Below are 25286 nucleotides of genomic sequence, written 5' to 3'. Positions count from 1 at the left end.
TAAAAGTAGATTAATCTGCTTTCTGTGCATGGCTTTTTTACTTTATAAGAATTCACTATGCATCCTAAAGTCGCCACAAAGTATAATTAAAAGTTTCTTTATTTGTAGGTAAGTATAGAAGTTTTTGTGGTTAAAACTAGCAATTTCAGGGAGCTAAAAAACTTCCTCCTCTATTGCTGTAGCTTCCATGTAGTTTATAAAACGTCTTAGTTTACTTGCAGTTTCACGAGTTATTTCATTATTTTCAAGTAAGGTTTGAACTTCATCTCTTTCAGCTTGAAGAGCCTTAAGATGAAGGCGGCTTCTTTGCTTACTTATATCATTGGAGATTTCACCAAGGTTAATGGTATTAAGACGTCTTATTATTTCGTTATAGTGATCTATTACTGCAAGTGAAGCGTTTCTATTTTCACTGTTTATCTGTGTTTTAATTGCTTCAACTGCAGCCTTTGAGGTTAATATTTTAATTCTCTTTACCTCCTTCATATTGATTGGGTTGATATTTAACTGTTTCTTAATAAGCTTTGCTAAGGCTTTCCTTATTAAATCAATTTTAGTTAAGGTTTGAATAATAGGAGGTTTATCTAAACAACTCTCTACTTTAGATATAGCTTCTTCAAATTTTTCTACAGTAGCTGGATTTATTTTTTTATCTTGTAGCAGTCTATTTATTTCCTTTCGTTCAGCATTTAGACCAATTAGGAAAATATCTCTTTCCTTTTTTCTATCTTCTATTGTAAGATTAATATTTTCAGCGTTTATAGGATTATCATTTTTTATTTTTTCGCATACGGTTATAAGGGAAGAAGCTGCTAGTTTATTTTCTTGATTAGTTTCGTCGTTTATAAGTCTTATTGCAGCATCCATAACTTGTTTAAGTGCCTTGTGGCTTGATTTATTAGTATTATCAGCTTCATTAGTTTCTTTGCTCAATACCATTGGTAGAATAAAGCTTGCTATTGATATAGTTAGTAGTATTACACCAGCACATATAAATATGATAAGATCACGTTGCGGGAAGGAGCTGCCATTGTCAAGGTAAAATGGGATTGAGAATGCTCCTGCAAGTGTTATGGTGCCTCGAGCTCCTGCTAGTGCGGTTATAAGTGAATTTAAAAACCTATTTGGTTTGTCTTCCATGCATTCATCCTCACTCCACTTTTCATTCCACATACTATATACCCATAGAAACCTCAATAAAATCATGCTTAAAGAGATAATAATAATGTACATTAATACCTTAAAGTTACTTATGGTGTCATCTCTAAATATTACTGACATAACCGCTGGAACTTGAAGTCCTAAAATTAAGAAAACTAATCCATTTATTATAAATAAAAGTACAGCCCAAGTGCTTCTAGAAACGAACTTTAATTTTGATATGATAGGCTCAGAATAATCAGCTTGTAAAGAATGGAGTATACCTGCAGAAACTACTGCTAGTATTCCAGATACTCCAATCTCTTCAGATATCAAATATATTATAAAAGGAGTAAGAAGCTGCATAAGTACATGGAAGGTGGCATCTTCAAGTCCTAGTCGGCGTATGAAAGCCGTAAGTTGAGCAATTACTAAGGATAGAACAGCACCAATTAAGAAGCCGCCTATTGATATAATAAAAAAGCTAAAAGCTGCATTTGAAAAGGAAAATGCTCCAGTTACAGTGGCAGCTATGGCAAACCTAAAGGTAACTAATCCTGATGCATCGTTTGTAAGAGCTTCTCCTTCTAAAAGTGTCATGATCTTAGAGGGAAGATGTATTCTTTCTGACAAGGAACTTACTGCTACAGCATCCGTAGGAGATAAAATAGCTGCCAAGGCAAAGCAAGCGGATAATGGAATATTGGGAATCATAAGATTGATAATATAACCAACTATAAAAACAGTGGCAAAGACCAAGCCGAAGGCCATCAAAAATACTGGACTTTTTAGCTTCCAGAGCTCTTCCTTTGGAGTCATTTTTCCATCATTATATAGTAGCGGAGCTACAAATAATACCATAAATAGTTCTGGTTCTAGAGGCATATGTATTCCAGTAGGTAATATAGCTAATATAATTCCTATAGTAATTTGAATTAGAGGTACTGGTATAAAGGTAATAAGCCTACTGAGAATATTAGATACTACGATACTAAGAAGCAGAATTAGCACAACTATAAATATATCCATATATTTTCACCTTTCTTTAGCTGTGAATAAAGAGTTAATTAAGCGAACTCTACATTTAGTATTTTGTGCAGCATTTTGTATCATATTAATAATACAGAAATATTAATTGCAAAAACTATTAATTATAAGACTTGAGATAAAATCCTATGTCTACATGTAAGAAACCAGGCTTAGTTAAAATAATGTGCTGAAATTGAAATATGAAAATAATACTATATGTTAATAAAATAACAGTGATGTACTTAAAAGTATTGATATTAGATCCATAAGGAGTACTGAAATTTAATATAAAGTAAAAAGACTGTCTATAAATAATGCCTATGCTTAAAATCTTGCACTAAAGTATGTAAATTGATTGAAACCCAGGGCATAGCCTCTAAGTGTGAGTAATAGACAAGGTTAGTTCTTATAAAATTAAAAAGAAATCATAGCTTTAAAAGGGTAATTCATAAATAAAATTTATGGATTATGCTTAAAAAATTAATTGGATTAATATAAGACACCACTATATAATAAAGATGTCACATTGTTAAGTGATTAACTTCACAATCTTTTTCACAACGCTAGTAACAATTATAAGAATATATTTTTAATTTGAAGGAGAGATTTATTATGGCAGAACGTATTACAGGACATACAGAACTTATAGGATTAATAGCTTACCCTATTAGACATTCAAGCTCACCAAGAATGCATAATGAGGCTTTTGCAAAGTTAGGTTTAGATTATGCATATCTAGCTTTTGAAGTTGATAACAGCACTTTAGAAGATACTATAAAAGGTTTTAGAGCTATGAAGGTAAGAGGAAGTAATGTTTCTATGCCTAATAAAACTGTTGTACATAAATATTTAGATAAACTATCCCCAGCGGCAGAGCTTTGTGGAGCTGTAAATACCATAGTAAATGATGATGGAGTATTAACTGGACATATTACAGATGGAATGGGATATATGGCAGCATTAAAAGATGCAGGTATAGATGTGATTGGTAAGAAGATGACTATAGTTGGAGCTGGTGGAGCTGCTACAGCTATTGAAATCCAAGCAGCCTTAGATGGAGTATCTGAAATATCAATTTTTAATATAAAAGATGGTTTTTGGGAAAGAGCAGAGCAAACAGTAAAAAATATCAATGAAAAAACAAACTGTAAAGCCACACTATATGATTTAGCTGATTTAGATGTGCTAAAGAGAGAAATAGAAAGTAGTTACATTTTTACTAATGCGACAGGGATGGGAATGAAACCGCTAGAAGGAAAGACATATATTCCAGATACAAGTTTCTTCAGACCTGAGCTTATAGTAGTAGATATAGTTTACTCTCCAGCAGAGACAGCTATGTTAAAGATGGCTAAAGAAGTAGGGTGCAAGACAATGAATGGACTTGGTATGATGTTATTCCAAGGAGCTGCAGCCTTTGAAATGTGGACAGGAAAAGCTATGCCAATTGAATACATGAAAGAGATATTAGACATCAAGTACTAATATATTGAAGGGATGAAAGAATAATGGAACAGAAGATTAATTATAAAAAGTACTACCTGACGGCATTTGTATTGTATTTAAATTATTTTATTCATGGTATAGGAGTTTCGATTTTAGCTCAGTATAAGCAGCAATTTGCAGCTCAATGGGGCGGAAAGCTTCTAAGCAACGGTACTTATGATGTTAGTTCAGTTGTAATGGTTATAGCAGCACTTGGGCTAGGTCGTTTAGTAGCACTTCCTTTTGCAGGGCCACTATCTGATAAGATTGGTCGTAGAGCTTCAGCATTAATAGGTATTGCTTCATACATAATATATCTAGTAGGTATAGCTTTTTCACCAAATGCTTCAGTAGCATATGTATGTGCACTAGTAGGTGGTATAGCTAACTCCTTCCTTGACACAGGAGTAATACCTGCTTGTATGGAAATATTAGTAGAATCAACTGGACTTGCAAGTATATTGACGAAGTTATTTATATCAGTAGGACAGTTAGGGCTTCCTATGATGATAGGATACATAGCCGCAAACCATATGTCTTATAAAACATTATTTTATGTTATGGCTGGTTTATTTGTTGTGATAGCTTTACTTGTAGCTATTATGCCAATGCCTAAAACAAGTCTTGGGAGCAAGGGACAAGGAAAAGAAGAATCATTATTTCAAAAGATTAAGTCAGTTAAGTTTACACCAACAAGTATCGCGCTTATCTTAATTGGATTTACTTGTACTTCAACCTTCCAATTATGGTTAAACTGCATACAAGAGTTTGCTAAGTCAACAGGACTTAAGAATCCAAGTGTTATACAAACATATTATTCAATGGGAACAATTGTAGCTGTTATTTTAACAGCATTATTGGTAAAACAAACTGTTAAGCCTGTTAGAATATTGGTTGTATATCCTCTTATAGCTATGATAATGCTTATAATTGTTTATGTGGTTAAGACGCCTCAAATAACACTTATAGGTGGGTTTGTAATTGGTTTCTCAGCAGCTGGAGGAGTATTGCAGTTAGCAGTTTCAACTATAAATGATATGTTCCCTAAGATAAAGGGTATAATCACAAGTATAATAATGATAGCATCTAGTGCAGCTAACTACGCGGTGTTATCAGTAGCTGGTGGTATAACTAAGTCTTTTGGAGTGAATGGACCTAAATACGTATTATTATTGAATATAGCTATAACATGTGTTGGAGTGTTACTTGCAATATATGTTAATATGAGTTATAGGAAAACTTCAGTATCAAATAATAGTGCAAAGGCATAATACATGGAGGTAATCATGAATACAGTTAAAGTTAAGGATATAGTTTTAGGAGATGGAATTCCTAAAATTTGTGTACCAATAGTAGCTAAGACAAAAGAGGAGATTATAGCAGAAGCTCTAAGCTTTAAGGAAATACATGTAGACGTAGTAGAATGGCGTGTAGATTGGTTCGAACATGTATTTGACATAGAAAAAGTTAAAGATGTGTTGAAAGATCTAGTACCAGCGTTAAATAATATACCGCTTCTATTTACCTTCCGTACTTCAAAAGAGGGTGGAGAAAAAGCAATAGAACCTAGAGCTTATGCTGATCTTAACAAGTCAGTAGCAGCTACTGGTTTAGTGGATTTAGTTGATGTTGAAGCTTTTACGGGAGATGAGATAGTTAAAGAAATCATTGAAGGTGTACATGCATATGGAGTAAAAGTAGTGGCGTCAAATCATGATTTCGGAAAAACTCCATCTAAAGATGATATAATATATCGTCTAAGAAAAATGCAGGATTTAGGAGCAGATATTCCTAAGATTGCGGTAATGCCAAAGTCAAAGCTAGATGTTCTGGAATTATTGGAAGCAACAGTTATAATGTCAGAAAAATATGCTAATAGACCAATAATAACAATGTCAATGGCTGGAACTGGTGTTGTAAGTAGACTGACAGGAGAAGTTTTTGGATCTGCCTTGACTTTTGGAGCAGCTAAAAAAGCTTCAGCTCCAGGACAAATAGGTGTTGAAGACTTATATGGAGTACTGCAGTTATTACATAGAAGTATTCAATAAGTATACATTTAAATAAGGTTCTGTTAAAGTAACGTGTTTAAATCATGTCACTTGCTAGAATTTTTTCGCATAACGTTCATAAAAAACAGATGCACAAAAAAATCCACTGAAGAAGATCGCTTCAATGGATTTTTTATTCTTTAAGAAATTATATTCTAGATAAATTTGTGGATAACTATGTGTAGATGGCTTAAATGCATATATTGGAGAAAGAATAAAAAAGAGAAATTATGTCGCCTGCCAGATTTTCCTCATATACATTCGGAAAGGCAGATGCGCAAAAAAATCCACTGAAGAAGGGCGCTTCAATGGATTTTTTATTCTTTATCCTGTGTAACTGAAAAGTTATTTTGGCTATAATTTACAGCAAAGTCTTTAAATAAATGAACTGTAGGACTTAGATATTTATTCTTTATGTAGGCCATATAAATAAAACGTTTATGTGGAGGATTTGTTATCTTGATGGTTTTTATATCAAAATGGTTGAGAACCCATACCTTTGGGACAACAGCTATACCATAGTTTATTGCAACCAAGCCAGCGGCGGCGCTATCTTCTTCTACCTCGCAAATTATTTTTGGCGTAACACCTATCTCATTAAATAAACTATCAATTAAGGGACGGATTCCACTTTGCTTATTGTAATAAACAAAAGGATAATCAGAGGTTTCTTTTAAATCTATACTATCGTAGTTAGAAAGAGGATGGTCTTTAGAGGTTATAAGTACTAGTTCTTGCTCAACTAGCGGTGTGAAATTTATATTTTGTTCATCCTCAACTAAAGAGCAAAAGGCCAGATCAAACTTTTCTTCTTTTAGCCCCTTAATGATATCCTTAGTATTACCTTGATTGAAGTTAAAGGATATATTTTTATTTGCATCATCGCTGATAAATTCCTTAATCATATTAGGCACAAAATGAGGGCCTAGGGTATAAATAAAAGCTAAATCAATGGTTCCGTGAGAAGGATTAACTAATCTCTTGAGCTCTTTTTCACCTCTTTCAAGCTCATTTAGAGATCTATCAACATAGTTAAGAAAAAAACGACCATATTTGGTTAGTCTTATGTTTCTTCCTTGTTTTTCAAATAGATAAACCCCCAGTTCTTTTTCTAGTTCAGAGATGGCGTAAGTCAAATTAGGCTGTGTTATTGATAGTTTTTCAGCAGCTAAGGTAACATGCTCAAGCCCCGCCAATACTCTGAAGTACTCTAATTGTTTTAAGTTCAAAGGTATTCACTCCTTACATATCTGTTAGTATAAGTATAATTTAATTCATAAAAAATATCTATAGATAAAGCTAAAAATATTGATTAGATTTATGATAATCAACATATTATAATTAATTATGTTAGTTTGTTATTTAACAAATTAAGTTTCGGTGTTGTGATGGAAAAGTGTGAAAATTATTTTGTAACTATAACTTTATTACTTCATTAAAAAATATTTTTAATCTTCTTAGCTTAGAGAAATGGCTAGCGATTTTACTGGTGTTAATAAGATGGAGAAAGTATAGATATAGGTGAACGTATGCAAAAGAATAAATAAGAAACAGTTAAATTACTTGTTTTTTTATGGAGGTAAGAAACTTATGAAGTATAGTAATATTTTTAGTCCTTTAAAAGTTAAAAACATGACAATAAAGAATAGAATAATAATGCCGCCAATGGGAAGTAACTATGCTAGCCAAAGTGGTGAAATAAATAACGATCATATAAAATACTATGAACAAAGAGCAAAAGGTGGAACAGGACTTATTATTGTTGAGAATGCAGCAGTAGAGTTTCCATTAGGTTCAAATGGTACAACTCAGCTAAGAATAGATCATGATAGTTTTATTCCAGCTTTATATAGATTAACAGAAAGATTACATAAGTATGGAACTTGTGTAGCTATGCAAATTAATCACTCAGGAGCATCAGCAGTTCCAGAAAGAATAGGCTGTCAGCCGGTTTCATCTTCTAATATACCTTCAAAAACTGGAGGGGCAGTTCCAAGACCTCTTGAAAAGGAAGAGATATTAAGGATTGTTGAAAAGTATGGTAAAGCTGCTAAAAGAGTTCAGACTGCAGGCTTTGACGCAGTTGAGATACATGCTGGACACTCGTACTTGATATGCCAGTTTTTATCACCACTGTATAATAAGCGTACTGATGATTTTGGTGGAAGCTTAGAAAACAGAGCTAGATTTGCTAGATTAGTAATAGATAGTGTAAGAGCTGCGGTAGGACCAATGTTTCCAATATCACTTAGAATAAGTGCTGATGAGCTTCTAGAAGGTGGCAATACCTTAGAGGATACTCTGAAGATATTGGAATGCTTAAATGAAGAGGTTGATATATTTAACGTTTCTGCAGCGTTAAACGATTCTCTTCAATATCAGATAGACAACATGAATTTAGAGGATGGCTGGCGTTCTTATATGGCTAAGGCAGTAAAGGAAAAGTTCAATAAGATAACCATAACTACAGGAAATATAAGAAGACCAGAAGTAGCTGAGCGTCTTCTAGCAGAGGGACATGCTGATTTAATAGGAATTGGCCGTGGGCTTATAGCTGATCCTAATTGGGTAAAGAAGGTAGAAAATAATGAGGAAGATATGATAAGAAAGTGTCTTTCTTGTAATATAGGCTGTGCAGGTCATAGAATAGGTTTAAATAGACCTATAAGATGTACTATGAATCCAGATACAATCAATGAAGATGAATATAAGAGTTTAAAGGTTAAAAAACCTACTACAGTTGTAGTTGTAGGTGGAGGAACTGCAGGACTTGAAGCAGCATGCACAGCAGCTGAAGTAGGGTGTACAACTTTCCTATTTGAAGAAAAAACTTACTTAGGTGGACTAGCAAAAGATATTTCTACACTGCCAGATAAAAATAGAATATCATTTTTGCCAGAGTACTTAATAAGAAGAGCAGAAAGCTTAGATAACTTGGTGATTTACACAGGTACAAAAGCTGATCTTAAAGCTATAGAAAACCTTAAGCCTAATGTTATAGTTAATGCAACTGGTTCTAAGCCATTACTTCCACCTATAAATGGTTTGCTTGATCGTATTGATAAAGAAGGAGAAAATGTTCATTCAATTTTCGGGCTTCTTAAAAATATAGATGGATTTGGGGATGCTGAAGGAAAGAAAGTAGTAGTAATAGGTGGAGGAGCTGTAGGACTTGATGTTGTGGAGTTCTTTGCTGAAAAGAAGGCTGAGGTATCAATAGTTGAAATGATGCCTATGTTAGGAAGAGATTTAGATGTAATAACAAAGCTTTCAATGATGGCCATAATTGAAAAGAATAAAGTACAGGTACATACAAGCACAGCTCTTACAGAAGTTGCCTCAGATCATTTTAAAGTTAAAAAGGATGATGTAATAGAAAACTTAGATTTTGATTATGGTTTTGTATGTTTAGGAATGAGACCAGAAAATCCAATATTAGATGATTTAAAGAAGTATTTTGATGATAAGAATATTGAAATATTAAATATTGGAGATAGTGCAAGGACCAGAAAGATAATAGATGGTATTGCAGAGGGTAGAGATATAATTCTTACATTAGAAAAGATAGGCTCTATATAATATAAATGATTGAGTACTAGGGAAAAATAGCATAAAATATATTAACCAAACACCTGAGTTCATTGAAATTTTTACAATGCTTAGGTGTTTGGTTAGCTGGTTTTGTAGGGTTTCTATATCGAAACTTATAGATAAAACTAGTTTTGTTTATACAATTAATAAAAGTTAGATTTAATTACAAGGTAAATGAACTTTTGCTAAACTACTTACTCAACTAAAGAAAATTGGAGGATTGTATGGGGAAAAATAAATACTTTAAGACCGCGCTTGGAATATATATAAGTTATGGGATGCTTGGAATGATTCTTATCCTGCTTTCATCAAACTTAGTTTTTTTAACTAAGCAATTCAATACTGATGCAGCAGGGATAAGTTTTCTTATATCAGCAGAAGGTATAGTTCGTTCTGCTACATTATATATTGCAGGGAGACTATCAGATAAATATGGAAGAAAGAAGTTCTTATGCTTAGCACCATTGGTAATGATAGTGTTTTTAGTGGGGATACCTTTATCTCCAAGCTATGAGCTTGCTATAGTATTTTCAGCCTTTGCAGGGATATCACATGCATTTATGGATGCTGCAAGTTATCCTACACTTATGGAATGCTTTCCTAAGACCCCTGGTACTGCTAATGTTTTAATTAAGGCATTTATAGCCACAGGAGGTGCACTGCTTCCTTTCATAATAGCTTTCTTTGTAGAAAGAAATATGTTTTATGGAAACACCTTCTTTTTAATAGCTATAATCCTGTTCATCAATGGAGTGTTCATAATGGGAAGAAAATTTCCAGATAAGACCGAGATAGCAGCTTCAAATCAGGAAGTACAGGAAAATAATAATATAGTTTCAGAACCTGTCTTTAGAAAGGAAGGAATAGCGGTAATTATAATTGGGTTTACTTCAAATTCAATATATACAGCTTTCCAAATGTGGATGCCAACTTTCGGACAGAAGATGCTTGGTCTAAGCCAGTTGACCTCTTTAAAGTTCATAACTTATTATAGTTTAGGAGCTATTGTATCTGTATTTATTTTGGCAAAGCTTTTGCAAAATACCATCAAGCCAGTATTAGTTACAGTTGTATATCCTATAATTGGAATAGTAATGCTTATATTATTACTAATCTTTAAGACAACAACCATTGCTATTATAAGTTTTACTTTAGCAGGTTTTTCCTCAGCGGGGGTTCTTCAAATGGCTCAAACTACTATGGGGGAGTTGTTCTGGAAAAATAAAGGAGCTATGATAGCTTTAGTATCTACAGCCAGTGGTATAGCTGCAGCGGTGATACCAGCTTCCACAGGGCTTATATTAAGACATTTTGGTATAGTAGCAGTATTCTATTTTCTACTGGTTATATACATTATTGGAATAATAGCATCAATTGTTGCAAAATCAAGGTATGATAAGGTATATGGAAGATAATTATAGGGAAAATATCCTTAAATCTATGAAAATACATATTGGTACAATTCGTAATAAATAAAAAGTTACATAGTTAGTAAATTAAGAAGGCAGAGATATATTACATAATATAGCTCCGCCTTCTTGTTTGTATTTTTAAAAAAATTTGATAATATTAAATATGTAATACTTAGGAAATTCTAAAAAATTAATATGGAGATTAGTGTTATGACAAAAGATATGACTTCAGGAAGCCCAACAAAGCTTCTTATTCAATTTTCTATCCCATTACTTATAGGTAATTTATTTCAACAACTTTATAGTATGGTGGATAGCATCGTTGTAGGAAAGGAGATAGGAGTTAATGCCTTAGCTGCTGTTGGTTCTACAAGTTCCATAAGCTTTATGATTATAGGTTTTATAACTGGACTAGCCAATGGCTTTGGGATTTTAGTTGCACAAAGATTTGGTGCTGGAGATAAGAGTGGTGTAAAAAAGGTAGTTGCTATGTCAGTTTATCTTTCTATCCTGATAGCGGTAGTAGTAACGACCTTAAGTCTTATTGGTTCTAAACCTCTATTGAGGCTGTTAAATACCCCTAAAGATATAATAGATGATGCAAACATCTATATAAGTATAATTTATGCCGGCATTGTAGCCACTGTTTTTTATAACCTGCTTTCAGCTATCTTAAGAGCTTTTGGAAATAGTAAGACAACCTTGTATGTAATGATTATTTCTTCCTTAGTAAACATAGTTTTAAATATTACCCTTGTTATAGGCTTTAAGCTAGGTGTTGCTGGCTCGGCTATATCAACAGTAGTAGCTCAAGTATTATCCTGCATTCTTTGCTATAGTGTGGTTAGAAAATATGATGAACTAAAGATGAAAAAGGAAGACTGGAAGCTAGACTTGTCGGTGTGTAAAAGATTGTTCATCTTGGGTATTCCAGCGGCGCTGCAGAATTCAGTTACTGCAGTTGGTGGAATGATATTACAAACTCTTGTAAACGGCTTTGGAGCAGTATATGTAGCCGGTTATACTGCGGCTATGAAGATAATGGCCCTAGCTGAACAGCCTGGGGTTACCTTTGGCTTTGCAATGTCTACTTTTACGGGACAAAATTTAGGAGCTAAACAATACAATAGAATAAAGCTAGGAATTAGGAAATGCATAAAGATATCAACTACAGTTAACATAGTAATTAGTTTGATTCTATTTTTCTTTAATAAACAAATAGTAGGTTTATTTGTACCATCAAATGAAATAGAAATATTTAAAGTTTCAGGACAGTTTTTAATAGTTATGTCACTTCTTATATGGAATCTAGGATTACTTTTTATATACCGCTCTGCATTGCAAGGTATGGGAAATACTATGATTCCTATGGTTTCAGGTATACTTGAATTAGTTATAAGACTTTCAGTGGCTATGATATTACCGATGTATCTTGGATTTTTAGGAATTTGTATCGCAGAAGTTGCTGCATGGGTAGGTGCGGAGGTTCTGCTTATGGTTGCTTATTATATTTCTATAGCTAAATACAAAGATTTAATGGTAAGTGGCAAAGTGCAAGAACTTAAGGCTTCTCAATAAAAAATATTAAGGCTGTATTATAGCTATATATGTTAAAAAGTAAATAAATAAAATTATGTCGCTGAAGGTTGCTTCAGCGAATTTTTTATTTCTTAAAAGTATATTGCTCCAAGCATTAGCATTGGTGTAAGAATTTTAAGTCTATATTTGAATGTATTAAAAAAATGTGGGTGACTTTATTTTAGTTTATGATTGTATTAATTAATGAAATACTTGAAGTCCTATTCTGCTTTGCAAAGATTATTGGTGTTTTCTTAAAGAACCACAGCTACTAACAGTAAGGAGTAACCTTCTGGCCAACTTATGTGGAAACTTTAATTAGCGTGCTAAATTATACCTGACTTAAAGGTAGTAACAACATTTATTGAATACATAGCAATATATCACTAAAATATATACTTTAATAGATTGTTTTTTAAATAGATTTTGAATCAAAGTGGTACATATTTAGTGAAGGCTTATATTGTAGACCTCAGCAAAACTTAGTAGACTTAGTAGAAATATCTTGACATTGATGTGGCTCCAGGTTTTATAGTAAAGCTAAGAATATAGCAAGAGTGGTTATATTAGGTATCCTTTACGAAAACTTAATTTATACATGTTTGATAACACAGGCTTCTGGGGATTATCTGGCATGCATAAATTAATAGTTGAAGTTGGATAGCTATAGAGATAGTGGAGGAGATTATGGATATTGGTGAGTTTTCAAAAAGTACTGGTATAAGTATTGACACCTTAAGGTACTACGATAAGTTAGGAGTACTAACCCCTAGAAGAGTCAAAGCTAGAAGAGATTATGGAGAAGTAGATGTTGAAAAGGCTTTTGCAATCATAAAACTAAAAAAGCTTAATTTTTCTTTAGAGGAGATAAAAGCACTATTTAAGCTTGAGGATGATATAGAAGCCTCTCAAGAGAGCTTAACTAGTGGAGGAGAGCTGAATTATGAAAATTCAGAAGCATTGAGTAGCTGCATCAAGATAGTTGAAGAAAAGTATAGAGAAATAGAGAGACAAGAAGAGGAGTTAAGGCAAGTGAAATTATCATTAGGCAAAATGATAGATAAAGCCAATAAACTAATAACCAATAAATATTAAATATTAAATATTGGCTCTGTTAAAGTACTGTGTTGAAATTAAGTGGTCAGTCATCCGATGCTTAGATGATAGATGTATCACTTCGTAATAAAATTTATATTTTTAAATTCTCTCACCAAAACAAGTGAGAGCTTTAAAAATGGTTTAAGGATCGAAGTGATACATCTGTTCAGATGAATAGATAAACTACTTCAATCCTTGAACTCAAAATAAAGCTTTCGATGAATCTGCGAAGTTTTATTTTGACAAATTTCAATATGAAGTAGTTTATCTCTAGCTTGTGCAAAGAATTAATATGATTTTGTCATATTCCATGGCTAAAACTGTAAACTCACTACGTTCGAACATACAGTTTTACTCTTTAATGATCATAACTTTTATAAAATTCTTATATTTTGATTTAAATGAAAATAATATAAAATGTCTTGATTAAAAAGAGTAAAGAGTAAAAAATTATGTCGCCTGCCAGAATTTCTTCACATACGTTCAGAAAAGGCAGATGCGCAAAAAATCACTAATGAAGAACGTATTAGTGATTTTTAAAGCCATTCCATCTGAAAAAATCATTTAATTCTAATTGCTCGCTCATATAGCATCTCCTTCATGACCACTTAATTTCAACAATATTATTAAACATAGCCTAAATATTAAGTTGATTTTAGGTATAGCTTAGAAAAGTGATTTAGAATCTAATATAAAGGGGACGAGTATATATGGATTTTATATTTAAAGTGTTAATTATCATTTATGGTAGTTTTGATATTATAGCGGGAGCATTTGGACTAAAGTATAAGAAAGGCTCCAGGTTAGGATCGATACTTATGATAGTAGCAGGGGGGATGCTTATAGTTGTAGGTATTACAAGAAATCATAGCATTCTAAACACTACAACTCTTCTTGGAGGTCTTATTCTTACTCATATAGCAGCTATGTTAAATGGTATTAAGATGTATGTAAATATAAATAAGGGACATCATATAGTTAGACTGATAATTTCCTTAGCTATGATAAGTTTATATCTTTGGACAAAATAAAAGATAGAGGTTAGAGCTAGTATACTGATAGATAAGTTATAGAGATAGGACATAAAGTAAAACTGTACAGGCGTTTTAATTGGTATTAATTCGAAAAATCATTGAGGGTAACTACAAAAATATATATATAGTCCTATGTAATATATAAGCTAATAAATTATTCGTAGATAACCATACTAAATTTATCAAAAGGTCGCTTTAGCGACTTTTTTTGTATATGTGTTATAATTTTATAAGAAGAATACAAGTATTTCTATATATGTTGTTTTAGTAAGGAGAAATTATGTACAAGATAATGATTATAGAGGATGAAGAAAAAATAAGAGATATAATTAAGGATTCCTTGAAAAAATGGGGATTTGAAGTTTACTGTGTTGAAGAATTTAGCACAGTTATGGAGCAATTTACACAGGTATCTCCAAGTTTAGTTCTTATGGATGTAAATCTTCCAGTATTTGATGGTTTTCACTGGTGCAATCAGATAAGAAGCATATCTAAGGTTCCAGTTCTATTTTTATCTTCAAGAAACACCAATATGGACATTGTTATGGCTGTGAATATGGGAGGAGACGACTATATAACAAAACCTTTTTCTATGGAAGTGCTGATAGCAAAGATAAATGCAATCTTAAGAAGAACTTATTCTTATTCTGATACTTCTATGGATGTAATTAATCATAATGGTGTTATGCTATCACTTAAAGATAACATTTTATATTATGAGAATAAAAGCATAGAGCTCACCAAAAATGAATTTAAGATACTTTATATACTTATGAAGAATAATGAGAGAATAGTAAGTAGAGAGAAAATAATGCAGGAGCTATGGGAAGATGAAAGTTTTATTGATGATAATACCTTAACTGTTAATATAAATAGGCTTAGAAAAAAAATAAAGGAAATGGGGCTTGAGGACTATATAAAAACCGTTAAGAACCAAGGGTATATAATAAAATGAGTTTCTACAAATATTTAAAAGAAAACTTAAGGCTGTTGATTTTTTACATTATCCTTATAACTTTTATTTCAGCGTCTATATATCTTGATAGAAGCAATAGAATGCTGCCTTCAAATGCTATATACATATTAGTTGTATCGATGATAATGATGATATTTTTCTTAATCTATGATTATGTTAGAAAGAATGATAGCGTTAAAAAGTTAAAGGAAATCCAATCCTCAGAAGATAAAACTCCTATATTTCCAGAAGCCAATGAATGTAAGGACGAACTATACCAATTAATCATCTCTGATATATATAATGGATATGTTGAGTCCTTGAGAAAGATAGAAGAACAATTTACGGAGAATAGCGAATTCTTGATAAGCTGGGTGCATGAGATAAAAACTCCAATTACAACTATTAAACTTATCTTAGAAAGTGGAGATTTTACTGAAGAATCTACTGTTAGTTCGCTGAAGGAGGAGCTTGACAAGATAGATGATTATGTTGAGAAAGTTTTATATTATTCAAGAAGTAACGATTTTTCAAAGGATTATGTAATAAAAGAGGTTGTTTTGAACAGTGTTATTAAGGAAAGTATAAAGAAGCACTCTATCATCTTTATAAGAAAGCATATTAGCTTTTCAAGTACCATAGATGATAAGTTAGTAGTAGACAGCGATAAAAAGTGGTTAAGTTTTATAATAGATCAGATAATATCCAATTCTTTAAAATATACTGATAAAGGTGGAAAGATAAGCTTTAATACCTCCAACAATGAAAAGGAAGTAATTCTTACAATAGAAGATAACGGCGTAGGAATAAAAAAGGAAGATTTAGAAAGAATATTCGCCAAGTCCTTTACGGGCAATAATGGAAGAGACACTAATCTAAAAGCAACTGGTATGGGATTGTACCTCTCTAAAAAGCTTGCAAAGAAGCTAGGTCATTATTTAACCGCTGAATCGGAATATGGAAAGGGAACAAAGCTTCATGTACACTTTCCACGTTACATGTAATGTACAACTTCATAATAGAAGTTATATTTTCAAATTATCCTTTTAGAACCAAGAGGAGTTTTGAAAATAGTTTTTCGATTAAAGTGGTACATCTTTATAGGGTTCCAACTTCAACTATTAATTTATACGTTCCCGAAAATCCCCAGAACTCGGGATTTTCGAACAAGTATAAATTAAGTTTTCGTAATGGAACCCTATATACTAATATTACAAAAATGTAAGTTTTGAAAACAAAATGTAAGCTGAAGAAATGGCTGAGCATTTTGTTTTTTTATATAATTTAATCATAGGTTGTGAGCTTGATACTTAATAAATGCCTAGTAGGGATAAATATTTAATTGCTTATTAGATACAAAATTAATTTCTATTATTAAACTCACAGTTATTAAAAAGTATGGTTCTAGTGCATTGGTAAAATAAATTTGGAGGTATTGGTATGGAAGTATTAAATATAAGAAATTTGAAAAAGGTTTATGGATCAAGATTTGGGGGAGTAAAGTATACAGCTTTAGATAATATAGATTTAAAGATAAATCAAGGTGAGTTTGTTGGGATAATGGGGCCATCTGGCTCAGGAAAGACAACCTTTTTAAATGTTATATCAACTATAGATAAGCCGACTTCAGGAAGTGTTTTTATAGATGGAAAGGATGTAACTAAGCTTAGAGAGCCACATCTATCTCAGTTTAGAAGAGAAAAATTAGGATTTATATTTCAGGACTTTAATCTTTTAGACAATATGACTCTTAAGGAAAACATAGTGCTTCCTTTAGCGTTGTCAAAGACACCTTATAGTACAATAGAGCAAAGACTTAGTGACATAACAAAAAAACTTGGAATAAATGAAATCTTAAATAAACACCCGTATGAGGTTTCAGGAGGGCAGAAACAAAGAGCAGCAGCGGCTAGAGCTATTATATCCAACCCGTCTTTAGTTCTTGGAGATGAGCCAACAGGAGCACTGGATTCCAAATCTTCAAAGGAGCTTTTAAGTGCATTACAGAATTTAAATGATAATAATAATGCAACTATACTAATGGTAACTCATGATAGTTTTGCAGCTTCTTATTGCAAGAGAGTTATTTTTATAAAAGATGGTAAGTTATTTAACGAGATATATAAAGGAGATATGAGTAGAAAGGATTTCTATCAGAGAATATTAAAGATTCTTTCTGTAATAGGAGGTGATTCTGATGACATTGGTTAGTATTACAACAAGAAATATAAAAAGTAATTTTAAAAGCTATTGGTCATATTTCTTGAGCCTTTCCTTTAGTATATTTTCTGTATATCTCTTTATGTCTATTCTATATAGTAAATATATACAAGACGAGCTTGGTGAAATGAAGAAGTTTATGATACTGTTCAATATTGGGGCAGTAATGATTATTATGTTTTCAGCCTTCTTTATATGGTATTCAAATTCCTTCTTTGTGAAATCTAGAAAAAAAGAGTTTGCAACCTATATGCTCTTAGGAATGTCTAAGAATCAAGTTGCAAGGGTAAATTTTTACGAGAATACATTTATTACCTTGGCTGCATTGATTACTGGTATTTCATTAGGATTAATTTTTAGTAAGTTTTTTATAATGCTATTATTTTATATGATTAAGACTTCCGCAGTGGTGCCTTTTCAGTGGAATATTAGAGCGATAATACAATCGCTTAAGATATTTGTTGTTATATATATTGTTATTTCTCTACATGGTTCTATTATAGTTAGAAAAAGCAGTTTAATAGATTTATTCAACGCATCTAAGAAAGTAGAAAAGGGACTTAAGGTATCTGCAATAACCTTACTTTTCGCTGTGGTTTCAATTGTATGCTTGTATTTTGGTTATAGCATGGCAATAAAGCAATTAGGAAGTAACCTGCTAAAAGCTCCTATAGTAGTACTATTGGTAGTGGTAGGAACAATATTATTCTTTACTTCTGCCACAACCTTTTTAATTTATGCAAACAAAAAAAATGAAAAGAGTTTATTCAAAGGGACAAAACTAATCTCTACCTCTCAATTGTATTTTAGATATAGAGGGAATGTTGGGACTTTGAGCATTATAGCAATAAGTATTACAGTAGCACTTTGTGCTTTAGTTACTTGTGTAGGCTCTTATACGAAAACAGAGGAAAACTCAAGATATATGAGACCATTTTCTATAGAGTACTTTAGAACAAAGGACGAGAATAAGACTTTTAATAGTATATTAGATAAGCATAAGGAAGTAAGCGTAAAATTCTCTGATAGTATAGATATTGTAAAAGTTACGGCTAAAGATCCATTAGTTAATAAGGATTCAGGTTTCTATGTCATAGGTGAAAGCGAATTTAATAAGCTTAGTAAGCAACAAAAGCTTGATAGAAGGGCTAATCTTAAGGATGAGAATGACTGCTATTTTATACAGTTACAAAGCTTTGCCACAAACGAAGCAGCTCTTAATAAAGTCGTTAATATTAATATAAAGGATAAGAGTTACAATCTAAAAGTGACAGCATCGGATATAAAACCGTTTTTAGCTTTAGATCATTTTACCCAAACCTTTGTTGTTAAAGATAATGTATATGATTCAATAAAGTTAAATTCTGATGAGGCAAATATAAGCAAATTAGATGGATATATGTTAGAGGATGACTTTAAAGCCGAAAGCTTCATAAATGATTTATCTAAGAATTTGCCTAAAGAAAGTGGTATGGTGACTTTTTACGAGCATTATAAAGATGGGTTAAAGCTTTTGGGAATGATGGCGTTTATAGGATTATTTATTGGAGCTTTATTTATAATGGCTACAGGAAGTATAATATACTTTAAGATGGTGATGGAAGCAAGAGAAGATAAAGAGAAATTCATTACCTTAAGTAAAATTGGCGTAAGTAATAAGGAAATAAAAACTGCAGTTGCCAAGGAGTTAGGTTTGCTTTTTGGAGCACCTTTCGTAGTAGCTTTTGCTAATTCATTACCTGCAACCATAGCATTAAGTAAAATGCTTTCCTTAAAGTTAATGAACAGTTTCTTAATAATAGTTTCCATATATGCTTTAATCTATTGTATATATTATTTTGTAACCTTAAATACTTATACTAAAGTAGTTAGAGATAGTAATTTATCAGATTAAGCATTGAAATAGGGAATAAAGTATAATATTATATAAATAATTATTATTGTTTATAATTTATTCCCTAAGGAGATGATGTTTTGAAGATATATTCTTGGAATGTTAATGGGCTTAGAGCAATTATGAAAAAAGAATTTCTAAGCTTTATAGAAAATGATTCACCAGATGTACTATGTATTCAAGAGACAAAACTGCAGGAGGCTACCTTGGATGATGCAGCTAGAAATATAGAAGGGTACCACTCTTATTTCTCTTTTGCAGAAAAGAAGGGATACAGCGGAGTAGCTACATATACTAAGGTTGAACCAATAAGTGTAAGTCACGGTATAGGTATTGAAGAGTTTGATAGTGAAGGAAGAATCTTAATAACTGAATTTGAGAACTTTACTTTATTAAATATTTATTTTCCAAATGGACAGCAGAACGAACAAAGACTTGACTATAAGATGAGATTTTATGATGCCATACTTGAGTACTGTAATGATAAGGTAAAGGATGGCAAAAAACTTATAATTTGTGGAGATTATAATACTGCTCATACTCCTATGGATATAAAAAATGCTAAGGCAAATGAAAAGACCTCAGGCTTTTTACCTATGGAAAGAGAGTGGATGGACAAATTTATAGCTAATGGGTACACTGATACCTTCAGATATCTTAATCAAGAAACAATAAAGTATTCTTGGTGGAGTTATAAGTTTAAGGCAAGAGAAAGAAATACAGGGTGGAGAATAGATTATCATTTCGTATCAAATAATCTTCTTGATGAAGTTACTGGCGCGGAGATATTGAATGAGGTTTATGGTTCAGACCACTGTCCTGTTGTAATAGAGTTGAAGGACTAAAACTATGGGCTTTGTTAAAGTACCGTGTTGAAATTAAGTGGTCAGTCATCCGATGCTTAGATGAGCTTGCGCTGAAAAATCGCCGAAGAAGGTCAACTTCGGCGATTTTTTACTGTTGTGATAAGTTATACAATAAAATTTCTTTTTATCTAGACCGGCAATATCAAAGGTTTAGAACAGGTACTTAGGGCAAACATTAAAAAAATAAATCATATTCGCCTGCCAGAATTTCTTCACATACGTTCAGAAAAGGCAGATGCGCAAAAAAAGCCGCTGAAGAAAGGTCGCTTCAGCAACTTTTTTATAAGACATGGCTCAAATTTTATATTTTTTAGATTAAATAGGGAATAGGTTATAGCTTGGGACTATCTCTTTCTTATTTGTTGATGAGGACCATTGCAAGGCTATCTTGCCCTTTGAGTTTCCAACGTAGGTTATTTCTATATCATAAAAATTATCTTTTTCAAAATCTATCATATCAAAAGCATAAGGCAAGGAGTAATAATCCTTGACAGTCAATATTTCTTTTCCGTTTAGCTTAACTGTGGCATTGCCTATGCAGAATAACTGCAGTTTATATCTTTGAGGAGTTGATGCTTTTATTTTTCCAGTCCATTTAACTGAGAATTCTTCTTCTAAGTCCTTGGGCTTGTCACAGCTCCAATCAAAGCTTATTCTTTCATCCAGTCTTTTCAGTATAACGTCATCAAATTTCTTATCTCCATAATAACTTCCAAGGAGACCTCCAGATTCAGGAGCATCTATTTGAATATAGGTAAGCTGTCCACCAGGATAAGTTCCGTCATTAGTTACCTTATAGTCGTCATGGTTGTGCATAGGATAAAATTGAGGGAAGAAGTTGATGTTTGGACTGTCTTTTGGTTCATCACAGATTTCTATATAGTTTACAGTTTTTATATTATTTACATCTACAGGCTCAGTAGGTATATTAGCTATAACAGATGGATCGGATTTTTGAAGAGTATGGAACTGACTGCATATTGAAGGTATAAGATCTTGCCCCCTAACTATATACTTTCTATAAATAGGACTCTTATTCTCAGCATTTATTAGAAGGTCATAGGTTTCTCCTGAACCAATGGTACAAGTGAAGCCCATTTCTGTTATAGGATGTTCCATGTGATCCATACAATCCATTGTAGTTGAAGTTGAGTTCATTTCTAAGAATGGACTTATATGAGAATCCTTACCGATGACTTTAAAATGCCAGCCATGTATATGCCAAGGAATAACTTGATAACTAATATTAATCATTCTTAGTAAAAAGTCTTCGCCAGTTTTCACATGGACATAGGATTCATAATTAATTTGTGATAAGTCTTCATCGCTGCCCTTTGGAGGAGTTTGAGGATGTGGAAGTAATGAATATGGGAATGGTCTTCCGTTAACAAGCCAAAAGTTAGGTTTGTAATCAACAGGATTAAATGGTGTTCCGTTTAAGATACTGTCGTGCCATGCTTGATCTATATCAGATAACAACATTATATATTCTCTGTTGAAGAAGGAGTGAATATTGTTGTAAGCAAAGTTTCTATTTGTAGCAGTAGAAGGTATAGAAGGTACATATTCTCCATTGTTATACCATCTTCCACACTTATCCTTTTTGATTCCATTCATAGCTAGACTTTCATATGATGGATATATTACAAGTGCACCATACATACCCATTTGAACATGTTCAGAGGCTTCTTGATGACAATGGTACATTAGAGTACCAGGATGTTCTGGGTAGAAGTAATAAGTTAAGGTGTCAGGTTTGTTTTTGCCAGTAAACTCCCACATAGGTACGCCTACAGACATTTCTGGGAAACCGTCTATCTGAGTGGCTACATGAGCACCATGCATATGCACAGTATGAGGATCCATTATATCTACATATTTCATGCCAAGATTTATTAAGGTTACATATATTTTATCTCCTACTTCACCCCAGATAATAGGAGATGGGAGAGATGCGTTGCCTTTTAAACTATATAAGTAATTCCAATTTGAGGACTTATGCCAATTTAAATTTTCATCAACTACCTTGTCATCAACTTTGTATAGACCGCCTACAAAACCATATATAAGAACCTCCACTTCTGTGGCAGGGTCTGGTGGAAGGTCTGGAGTTGTAGGAAGCTTTGTTTTTCCATCTGTAGCAAGCAAAACATAATGTCTTACGGCCATAATAATCATCCTTTCACATACAAAATACTTTCAAAGTTTGTACATTGGTATATTATATGGCGTAATATGTAAAAGGTTGAAGAAAAATAAAGTATATTAAATAAAAAAATTGCTAAAGAACTGTTCTTTAGCAATTTTTTGTGCAAGTTCCAATAAGCAGAAAGCCTGAAGGAACTTTGCAGGTTACTAAGTTTTTTCATTGTAGAGAGAGAATAACCTAGTTTAATTTATCTTAAGCTTTATGGATATACCACTTCATGTAAAAATTTATATTTTCAAATTTTCCTCTCAAAAGCAGAGGAGTTTTGAAAATAAATATTGGATTGAAGTGGTACAGTTTTATATTGCATTAAGAGCAAGACTTCCGATATATTCACAAGCTCTTTCTAATCCTTTAAGTGATTCTTCTTTTGCTGAGAATCTTACTCTTATAGGAAAAGCTACATCGGACATACCAGTGGATTTGATTACAGTTGATGTGTCAAGAACCTTTGCATTGGTTTCTAGTAGATAGTCTTGAATAACTTCTATAGCTTCACCACTCCAACCATAAGAACCAAAGGCTGCTAAAAGTTTATTGGATAAGTCCATGGCTTTTAATTCTTTAAGGATGTCTTCTAAGGAACCTATCATGTCACCGTATCTTGTTGAACTTCCAAAAAGAACAATGTCTGAGCTACTTATCTTTTCTAATACTTCTTCTTTTGAAGTTTTGTTTACATCAATAGAAGATGAAGATATACCTTCAGCAGCAAGATATTCAACTATATTTTGGGATAACTTTTTAGTATTACTTGTCATAGTTGAGTAGATAACAACTGCTGATTTGTTGGTACTAGTGTTTCTGCTAAGCTCATCGTAAAGTGCTATATACTTGTTTATTTCAGTTCTAAGCACAAAACCATGAGAAGGCGCAATGATTTGGATATCTAGATTTTTTATCTTGTTTATCATATATTGAACATGTTTTCTATGAGGATGCATGATTAGTGTATAATAAACTTTGAAGTCTTCAAATATATCGTACTTAGCTAAATCATTAAATACTTCAGTGTTAGCAATATGTGTACTAAATATATCACATGGGAATAAAATTTTATCTTCTATACAGTAAGTGATCATGGTCTCTTCAGTATGTAGATAGGGGGTTTCTAAGAATATTAAAGTCTTTCCACCTATGTCTAGTTTATCTCCGTCTCTTACTACTAAAAAGTTTCTGTTATGAAGTTTATACATTTCCTTAAGCTCTTCTACTGCTTTATCTGTGCAGACTATTGTTGCATTTTTAGCTTGTGATGCTAAGCTTCCAAGCCCCCCTGAATGGTCAGGTTCTGTGTGGTTTATAACAATATATTGAATCTTCATCAAGTCAATAGTTGCTTTTAAGCTATCAACAAATTCTTTACCAAAGCTTATGTCCACAGTATCTATTATTGTTGGTTTATCAGTGTTTAATAGATAACTATTGTAAGTTGTGCCTTTAGTTAATGTAAGTCTATGGAAAGGAACGTCTCTATCATCGACCTTAGCTATACTATAAATATTTTCTGCTAATTTCATTTTATTTATCATAATTAAGCCTCCTAGAATTTATATCAAATATGTTTTTCTTTTCTATGGCTTAATTATATGAGTATTAGAATTTAAAAAATATGATTCAAATCAAATTATAAAAAATCATTTAATTTATTAGGATCTCTTATTATTAGAGTCTTATTTCCCACAAGAGATATAGCTCCTGAGTCTTGTAACTTAGTTAATTTTCTGCTTATGGTTTCTCTTGTAACTCCAATATAATTGGCCATATCTTCCCTATTCATTGGGAGGTTGACCTCAATACCTAAATCTGTATTGTGACCAAACTTTTCTCCAAATTCGGCAATGAGGCTGGCTACTCTTATGTCTGCATCATTTGTAGCTAAGTTTTGTGCCAGATTTTCAGCTTCCATAAGTCTTTTTGACACTTCAGTTAATATTTTTATCGAAATTTCAGGATTCTCCAAAAGTATTGAATTCATACTTTCCTTACTTAGTGAACAGATTTTCACCGAAGAAAGAGCATAAGCTGAAAAGTTATATTTGTCTTTTTCATTAAATATGCTTAATTCTCCAAAAAAATCTCCAGAAGATAATACCCTTATTATTTGTTCTTTTCCTTCCTTAGTTACCTTCGTAAGTTTTACCTGTCCCTGATTTATTATTACTAAGGCATTAGAGTAATCACCTTCTATACAAACGGCCTCGCCTTTATTAAAGCTTAGGTGATTGATTTTAGAAACAACCTTAGTCAAATGCTCTCTGTTAAGAGAAAAAAATATAGGAACCTTGCTAGCGCAAAGTTTTGTTTTACAACTTTCACATTGAATTTTATTCAAAACTAACACTCCTTAATCGTAGTATTTTATCTATAATATAATACTTTTAGAGTACCTAACTCAACTATTAATTTATACGTGCCCTAAAATCCTCAGAAACCATGATTTTAGTACAAGTATAAATTAAGTTTTCGCAAAGGTTACCTATAAATTCAAATCTTAAGTATCATTTTAGATTTAATTACGTATATTGTAATAAAAGTGAAACTTGCTTAATATTTTATTGCATATTTTGAATATTGTCTCATAAAAATTAATTAATATATTGATTTTTTTGACACTTTAGTGATATTATTATTTCACAATATAAAATAAAAAAATTAATGTAGTGTTAAAAAATACAAAGCAAAAATGTGGAAGATATCTATTTAGTGAAAGAATATTAATAA

18 protein-coding genes are annotated in these 25286 nt (G+C 32.1%); 13 read left to right on the top strand and 5 right to left on the bottom strand.

Annotated elements, in window-relative coordinates; translation table 11 throughout:
• Window positions 1–153: 153 nt before the first annotated feature.
• A complete protein-coding gene (locus tag C1I91_RS22920; protein WP_128214987.1) occupies window positions 154–2169 on the bottom strand; it encodes a Na+/H+ antiporter in 2016 nt (671 codons plus the stop codon).
• Window positions 2170–2781: 612 nt separating this feature from the next.
• On the opposite strand from C1I91_RS22920, the gene C1I91_RS22915 reads away from it, so the two are divergent.
• Genes C1I91_RS22915 through aroD form a run of 3 tightly spaced genes read left to right on the top strand, consistent with a single transcriptional unit; the run spans window position 2782 to window position 5705 of the window.
• Window positions 2782–3654 (top strand): shikimate dehydrogenase, encoded by an 873-nt coding sequence (locus C1I91_RS22915; RefSeq protein WP_128214986.1) that lies wholly within the window; start codon window positions 2782–2784, stop codon window positions 3652–3654.
• A gap of 23 nt (window positions 3655–3677) precedes the next feature.
• A complete protein-coding gene (locus C1I91_RS22910; RefSeq protein WP_338032573.1) occupies window positions 3678–4925 on the top strand; it encodes an MFS transporter in 1248 nt (415 codons plus the stop codon).
• A 12-nt stretch (window positions 4926–4937) separates the two neighbouring features.
• Window positions 4938–5705 carry a type I 3-dehydroquinate dehydratase gene (aroD, locus tag C1I91_RS22905; RefSeq protein ID WP_338032626.1) on the top strand — a complete coding sequence of 256 codons (768 nt, stop codon included), beginning with the start codon at window positions 4938–4940 and terminating at the stop codon, window positions 5703–5705.
• A 317-nt stretch (window positions 5706–6022) separates the two neighbouring features.
• Here aroD and C1I91_RS22900 read toward each other — a convergent pair whose 3' ends face one another.
• Complete coding sequence (locus C1I91_RS22900; RefSeq protein WP_128214984.1) at window positions 6023–6934, bottom strand: LysR family transcriptional regulator; 912 nt, start codon at window positions 6932–6934, stop codon at window positions 6023–6025.
• Window positions 6935–7295: 361 nt separating this feature from the next.
• On the opposite strand from C1I91_RS22900, the gene C1I91_RS22895 reads away from it, so the two are divergent.
• The 10 genes from C1I91_RS22895 to C1I91_RS22850 all read left to right on the top strand — a co-directional run bounded on the left by C1I91_RS22895 (window position 7296) and on the right by C1I91_RS22850 (window position 20332).
• A complete protein-coding gene (locus tag C1I91_RS22895) occupies window positions 7296–9284 on the top strand; it encodes an oxidoreductase (protein WP_128214983.1) in 1989 nt (662 codons plus the stop codon).
• A gap of 236 nt (window positions 9285–9520) precedes the next feature.
• The gene (locus tag C1I91_RS22890; RefSeq protein WP_128214982.1) at window positions 9521–10711 is read left to right on the top strand and encodes an MFS transporter; all 1191 of its coding nucleotides are present in this window, start codon (window positions 9521–9523) and stop codon (window positions 10709–10711) included.
• Between the two features lie 207 nt (window positions 10712–10918).
• Entirely contained in the window at window positions 10919–12286 is a 1368-nt protein-coding gene (locus C1I91_RS22885) for an MATE family efflux transporter (RefSeq protein ID WP_128214981.1), read from the top strand.
• Between the two features lie 687 nt (window positions 12287–12973).
• Complete coding sequence (locus tag C1I91_RS22880; protein ID WP_128214980.1) at window positions 12974–13381, top strand: helix-turn-helix domain-containing protein; 408 nt, start codon at window positions 12974–12976, stop codon at window positions 13379–13381.
• Between the two features lie 713 nt (window positions 13382–14094).
• Entirely contained in the window at window positions 14095–14415 is a 321-nt protein-coding gene (locus C1I91_RS22875) for a hypothetical protein (RefSeq protein ID WP_128214979.1), read from the top strand.
• Between the two features lie 283 nt (window positions 14416–14698).
• Window positions 14699–15373 (top strand): response regulator transcription factor, encoded by a 675-nt coding sequence (locus C1I91_RS22870; RefSeq protein ID WP_128214978.1) that lies wholly within the window; start codon window positions 14699–14701, stop codon window positions 15371–15373.
• Window positions 15370–16377, top strand: a complete 1008-nt coding sequence (locus C1I91_RS22865) for a sensor histidine kinase (protein WP_128214977.1) — start codon at window positions 15370–15372, stop codon at window positions 16375–16377. Before C1I91_RS22870 ends, C1I91_RS22865 begins: the two co-directional genes overlap by 4 nt.
• A 436-nt stretch (window positions 16378–16813) precedes the next feature.
• Window positions 16814–17584: an ABC transporter ATP-binding protein gene (locus C1I91_RS22860; RefSeq protein ID WP_128214976.1), complete on the top strand. Its 771-nt coding sequence runs from the start codon at window positions 16814–16816 to the stop codon at window positions 17582–17584.
• The gene (locus C1I91_RS22855) at window positions 17571–19487 is read left to right on the top strand and encodes an FtsX-like permease family protein (RefSeq protein ID WP_128214975.1); all 1917 of its coding nucleotides are present in this window, start codon (window positions 17571–17573) and stop codon (window positions 19485–19487) included. The genes C1I91_RS22860 and C1I91_RS22855 overlap by 14 nt, the downstream gene beginning before the upstream one ends.
• 80 nt (window positions 19488–19567) lie before the next feature.
• Window positions 19568–20332, top strand: coding sequence for an exodeoxyribonuclease III (locus C1I91_RS22850; RefSeq protein WP_128214974.1), 765 nt, complete (start codon window positions 19568–19570; stop codon window positions 20330–20332).
• Window positions 20333–20668: 336 nt separating this feature from the next.
• Here C1I91_RS22850 and C1I91_RS22845 read toward each other — a convergent pair whose 3' ends face one another.
• The 3 genes from C1I91_RS22845 to C1I91_RS22835 form a co-directional block, all read right to left on the bottom strand.
• Window positions 20669–22522 (bottom strand): multicopper oxidase domain-containing protein, encoded by a 1854-nt coding sequence (locus C1I91_RS22845; RefSeq protein ID WP_164880624.1) that lies wholly within the window; start codon window positions 22520–22522, stop codon window positions 20669–20671.
• 339 nt (window positions 22523–22861) lie between these two features.
• Window positions 22862–24094: an FprA family A-type flavoprotein gene (locus C1I91_RS22840; protein ID WP_128214973.1), complete on the bottom strand. Its 1233-nt coding sequence runs from the start codon at window positions 24092–24094 to the stop codon at window positions 22862–22864.
• Window positions 24095–24189: 95 nt separating this feature from the next.
• Window positions 24190–24897 (bottom strand): Crp/Fnr family transcriptional regulator, encoded by a 708-nt coding sequence (locus C1I91_RS22835; protein WP_128214972.1) that lies wholly within the window; start codon window positions 24895–24897, stop codon window positions 24190–24192.
• Window positions 24898–25286: the final 389 nt, after the last annotated feature.

The sequence above is a fragment of the Clostridium manihotivorum genome (assembly GCF_004015185.1).
Lineage (GTDB): Bacteria > Bacillota > Clostridia > Clostridiales > Clostridiaceae > Clostridium_AR > Clostridium_AR manihotivorum.
Note: the sequence above shows the minus strand (reverse complement) of the source record. Positions and strands in the feature narration are given on the sequence as shown.

Excerpts from the sequence above, each read along its gene's own strand:
- C1I91_RS22885 (WP_128214981.1), top strand. The coding sequence starts at position 10,919 with ATGACAAAAGATATGACTTCAGGAAGCCCAACAAAGCTTCTTATTCAA.
- C1I91_RS22860 (WP_128214976.1), top strand. The coding sequence starts at position 16,814 with ATGGAAGTATTAAATATAAGAAATTTGAAAAAGGTTTATGGATCAAGA.
- C1I91_RS22880 (WP_128214980.1), top strand. The coding sequence starts at position 12,974 with ATGGATATTGGTGAGTTTTCAAAAAGTACTGGTATAAGTATTGACACC.
- C1I91_RS22915 (WP_128214986.1), top strand. The coding sequence starts at position 2,782 with ATGGCAGAACGTATTACAGGACATACAGAACTTATAGGATTAATAGCT.
- C1I91_RS22875 (WP_128214979.1), top strand. The coding sequence starts at position 14,095 with ATGGATTTTATATTTAAAGTGTTAATTATCATTTATGGTAGTTTTGAT.
- C1I91_RS22910 (WP_338032573.1), top strand. The coding sequence starts at position 3,678 with ATGGAACAGAAGATTAATTATAAAAAGTACTACCTGACGGCATTTGTA.
- C1I91_RS22890 (WP_128214982.1), top strand. The coding sequence starts at position 9,521 with ATGGGGAAAAATAAATACTTTAAGACCGCGCTTGGAATATATATAAGT.
- C1I91_RS22870 (WP_128214978.1), top strand. The coding sequence starts at position 14,699 with ATGTACAAGATAATGATTATAGAGGATGAAGAAAAAATAAGAGATATA.
- C1I91_RS22840 (WP_128214973.1), bottom strand. The coding sequence starts at position 24,094 with ATGATAAATAAAATGAAATTAGCAGAAAATATTTATAGTATAGCTAAG.
- C1I91_RS22895 (WP_128214983.1), top strand. The coding sequence starts at position 7,296 with ATGAAGTATAGTAATATTTTTAGTCCTTTAAAAGTTAAAAACATGACA.
- C1I91_RS22865 (WP_128214977.1), top strand. The coding sequence starts at position 15,370 with ATGAGTTTCTACAAATATTTAAAAGAAAACTTAAGGCTGTTGATTTTT.
- C1I91_RS22920 (WP_128214987.1), bottom strand. The coding sequence starts at position 2,169 with ATGGATATATTTATAGTTGTGCTAATTCTGCTTCTTAGTATCGTAGTA.
- C1I91_RS22855 (WP_128214975.1), top strand. The coding sequence starts at position 17,571 with ATGACATTGGTTAGTATTACAACAAGAAATATAAAAAGTAATTTTAAA.
- C1I91_RS22845 (WP_164880624.1), bottom strand. The coding sequence starts at position 22,522 with ATGGCCGTAAGACATTATGTTTTGCTTGCTACAGATGGAAAAACAAAG.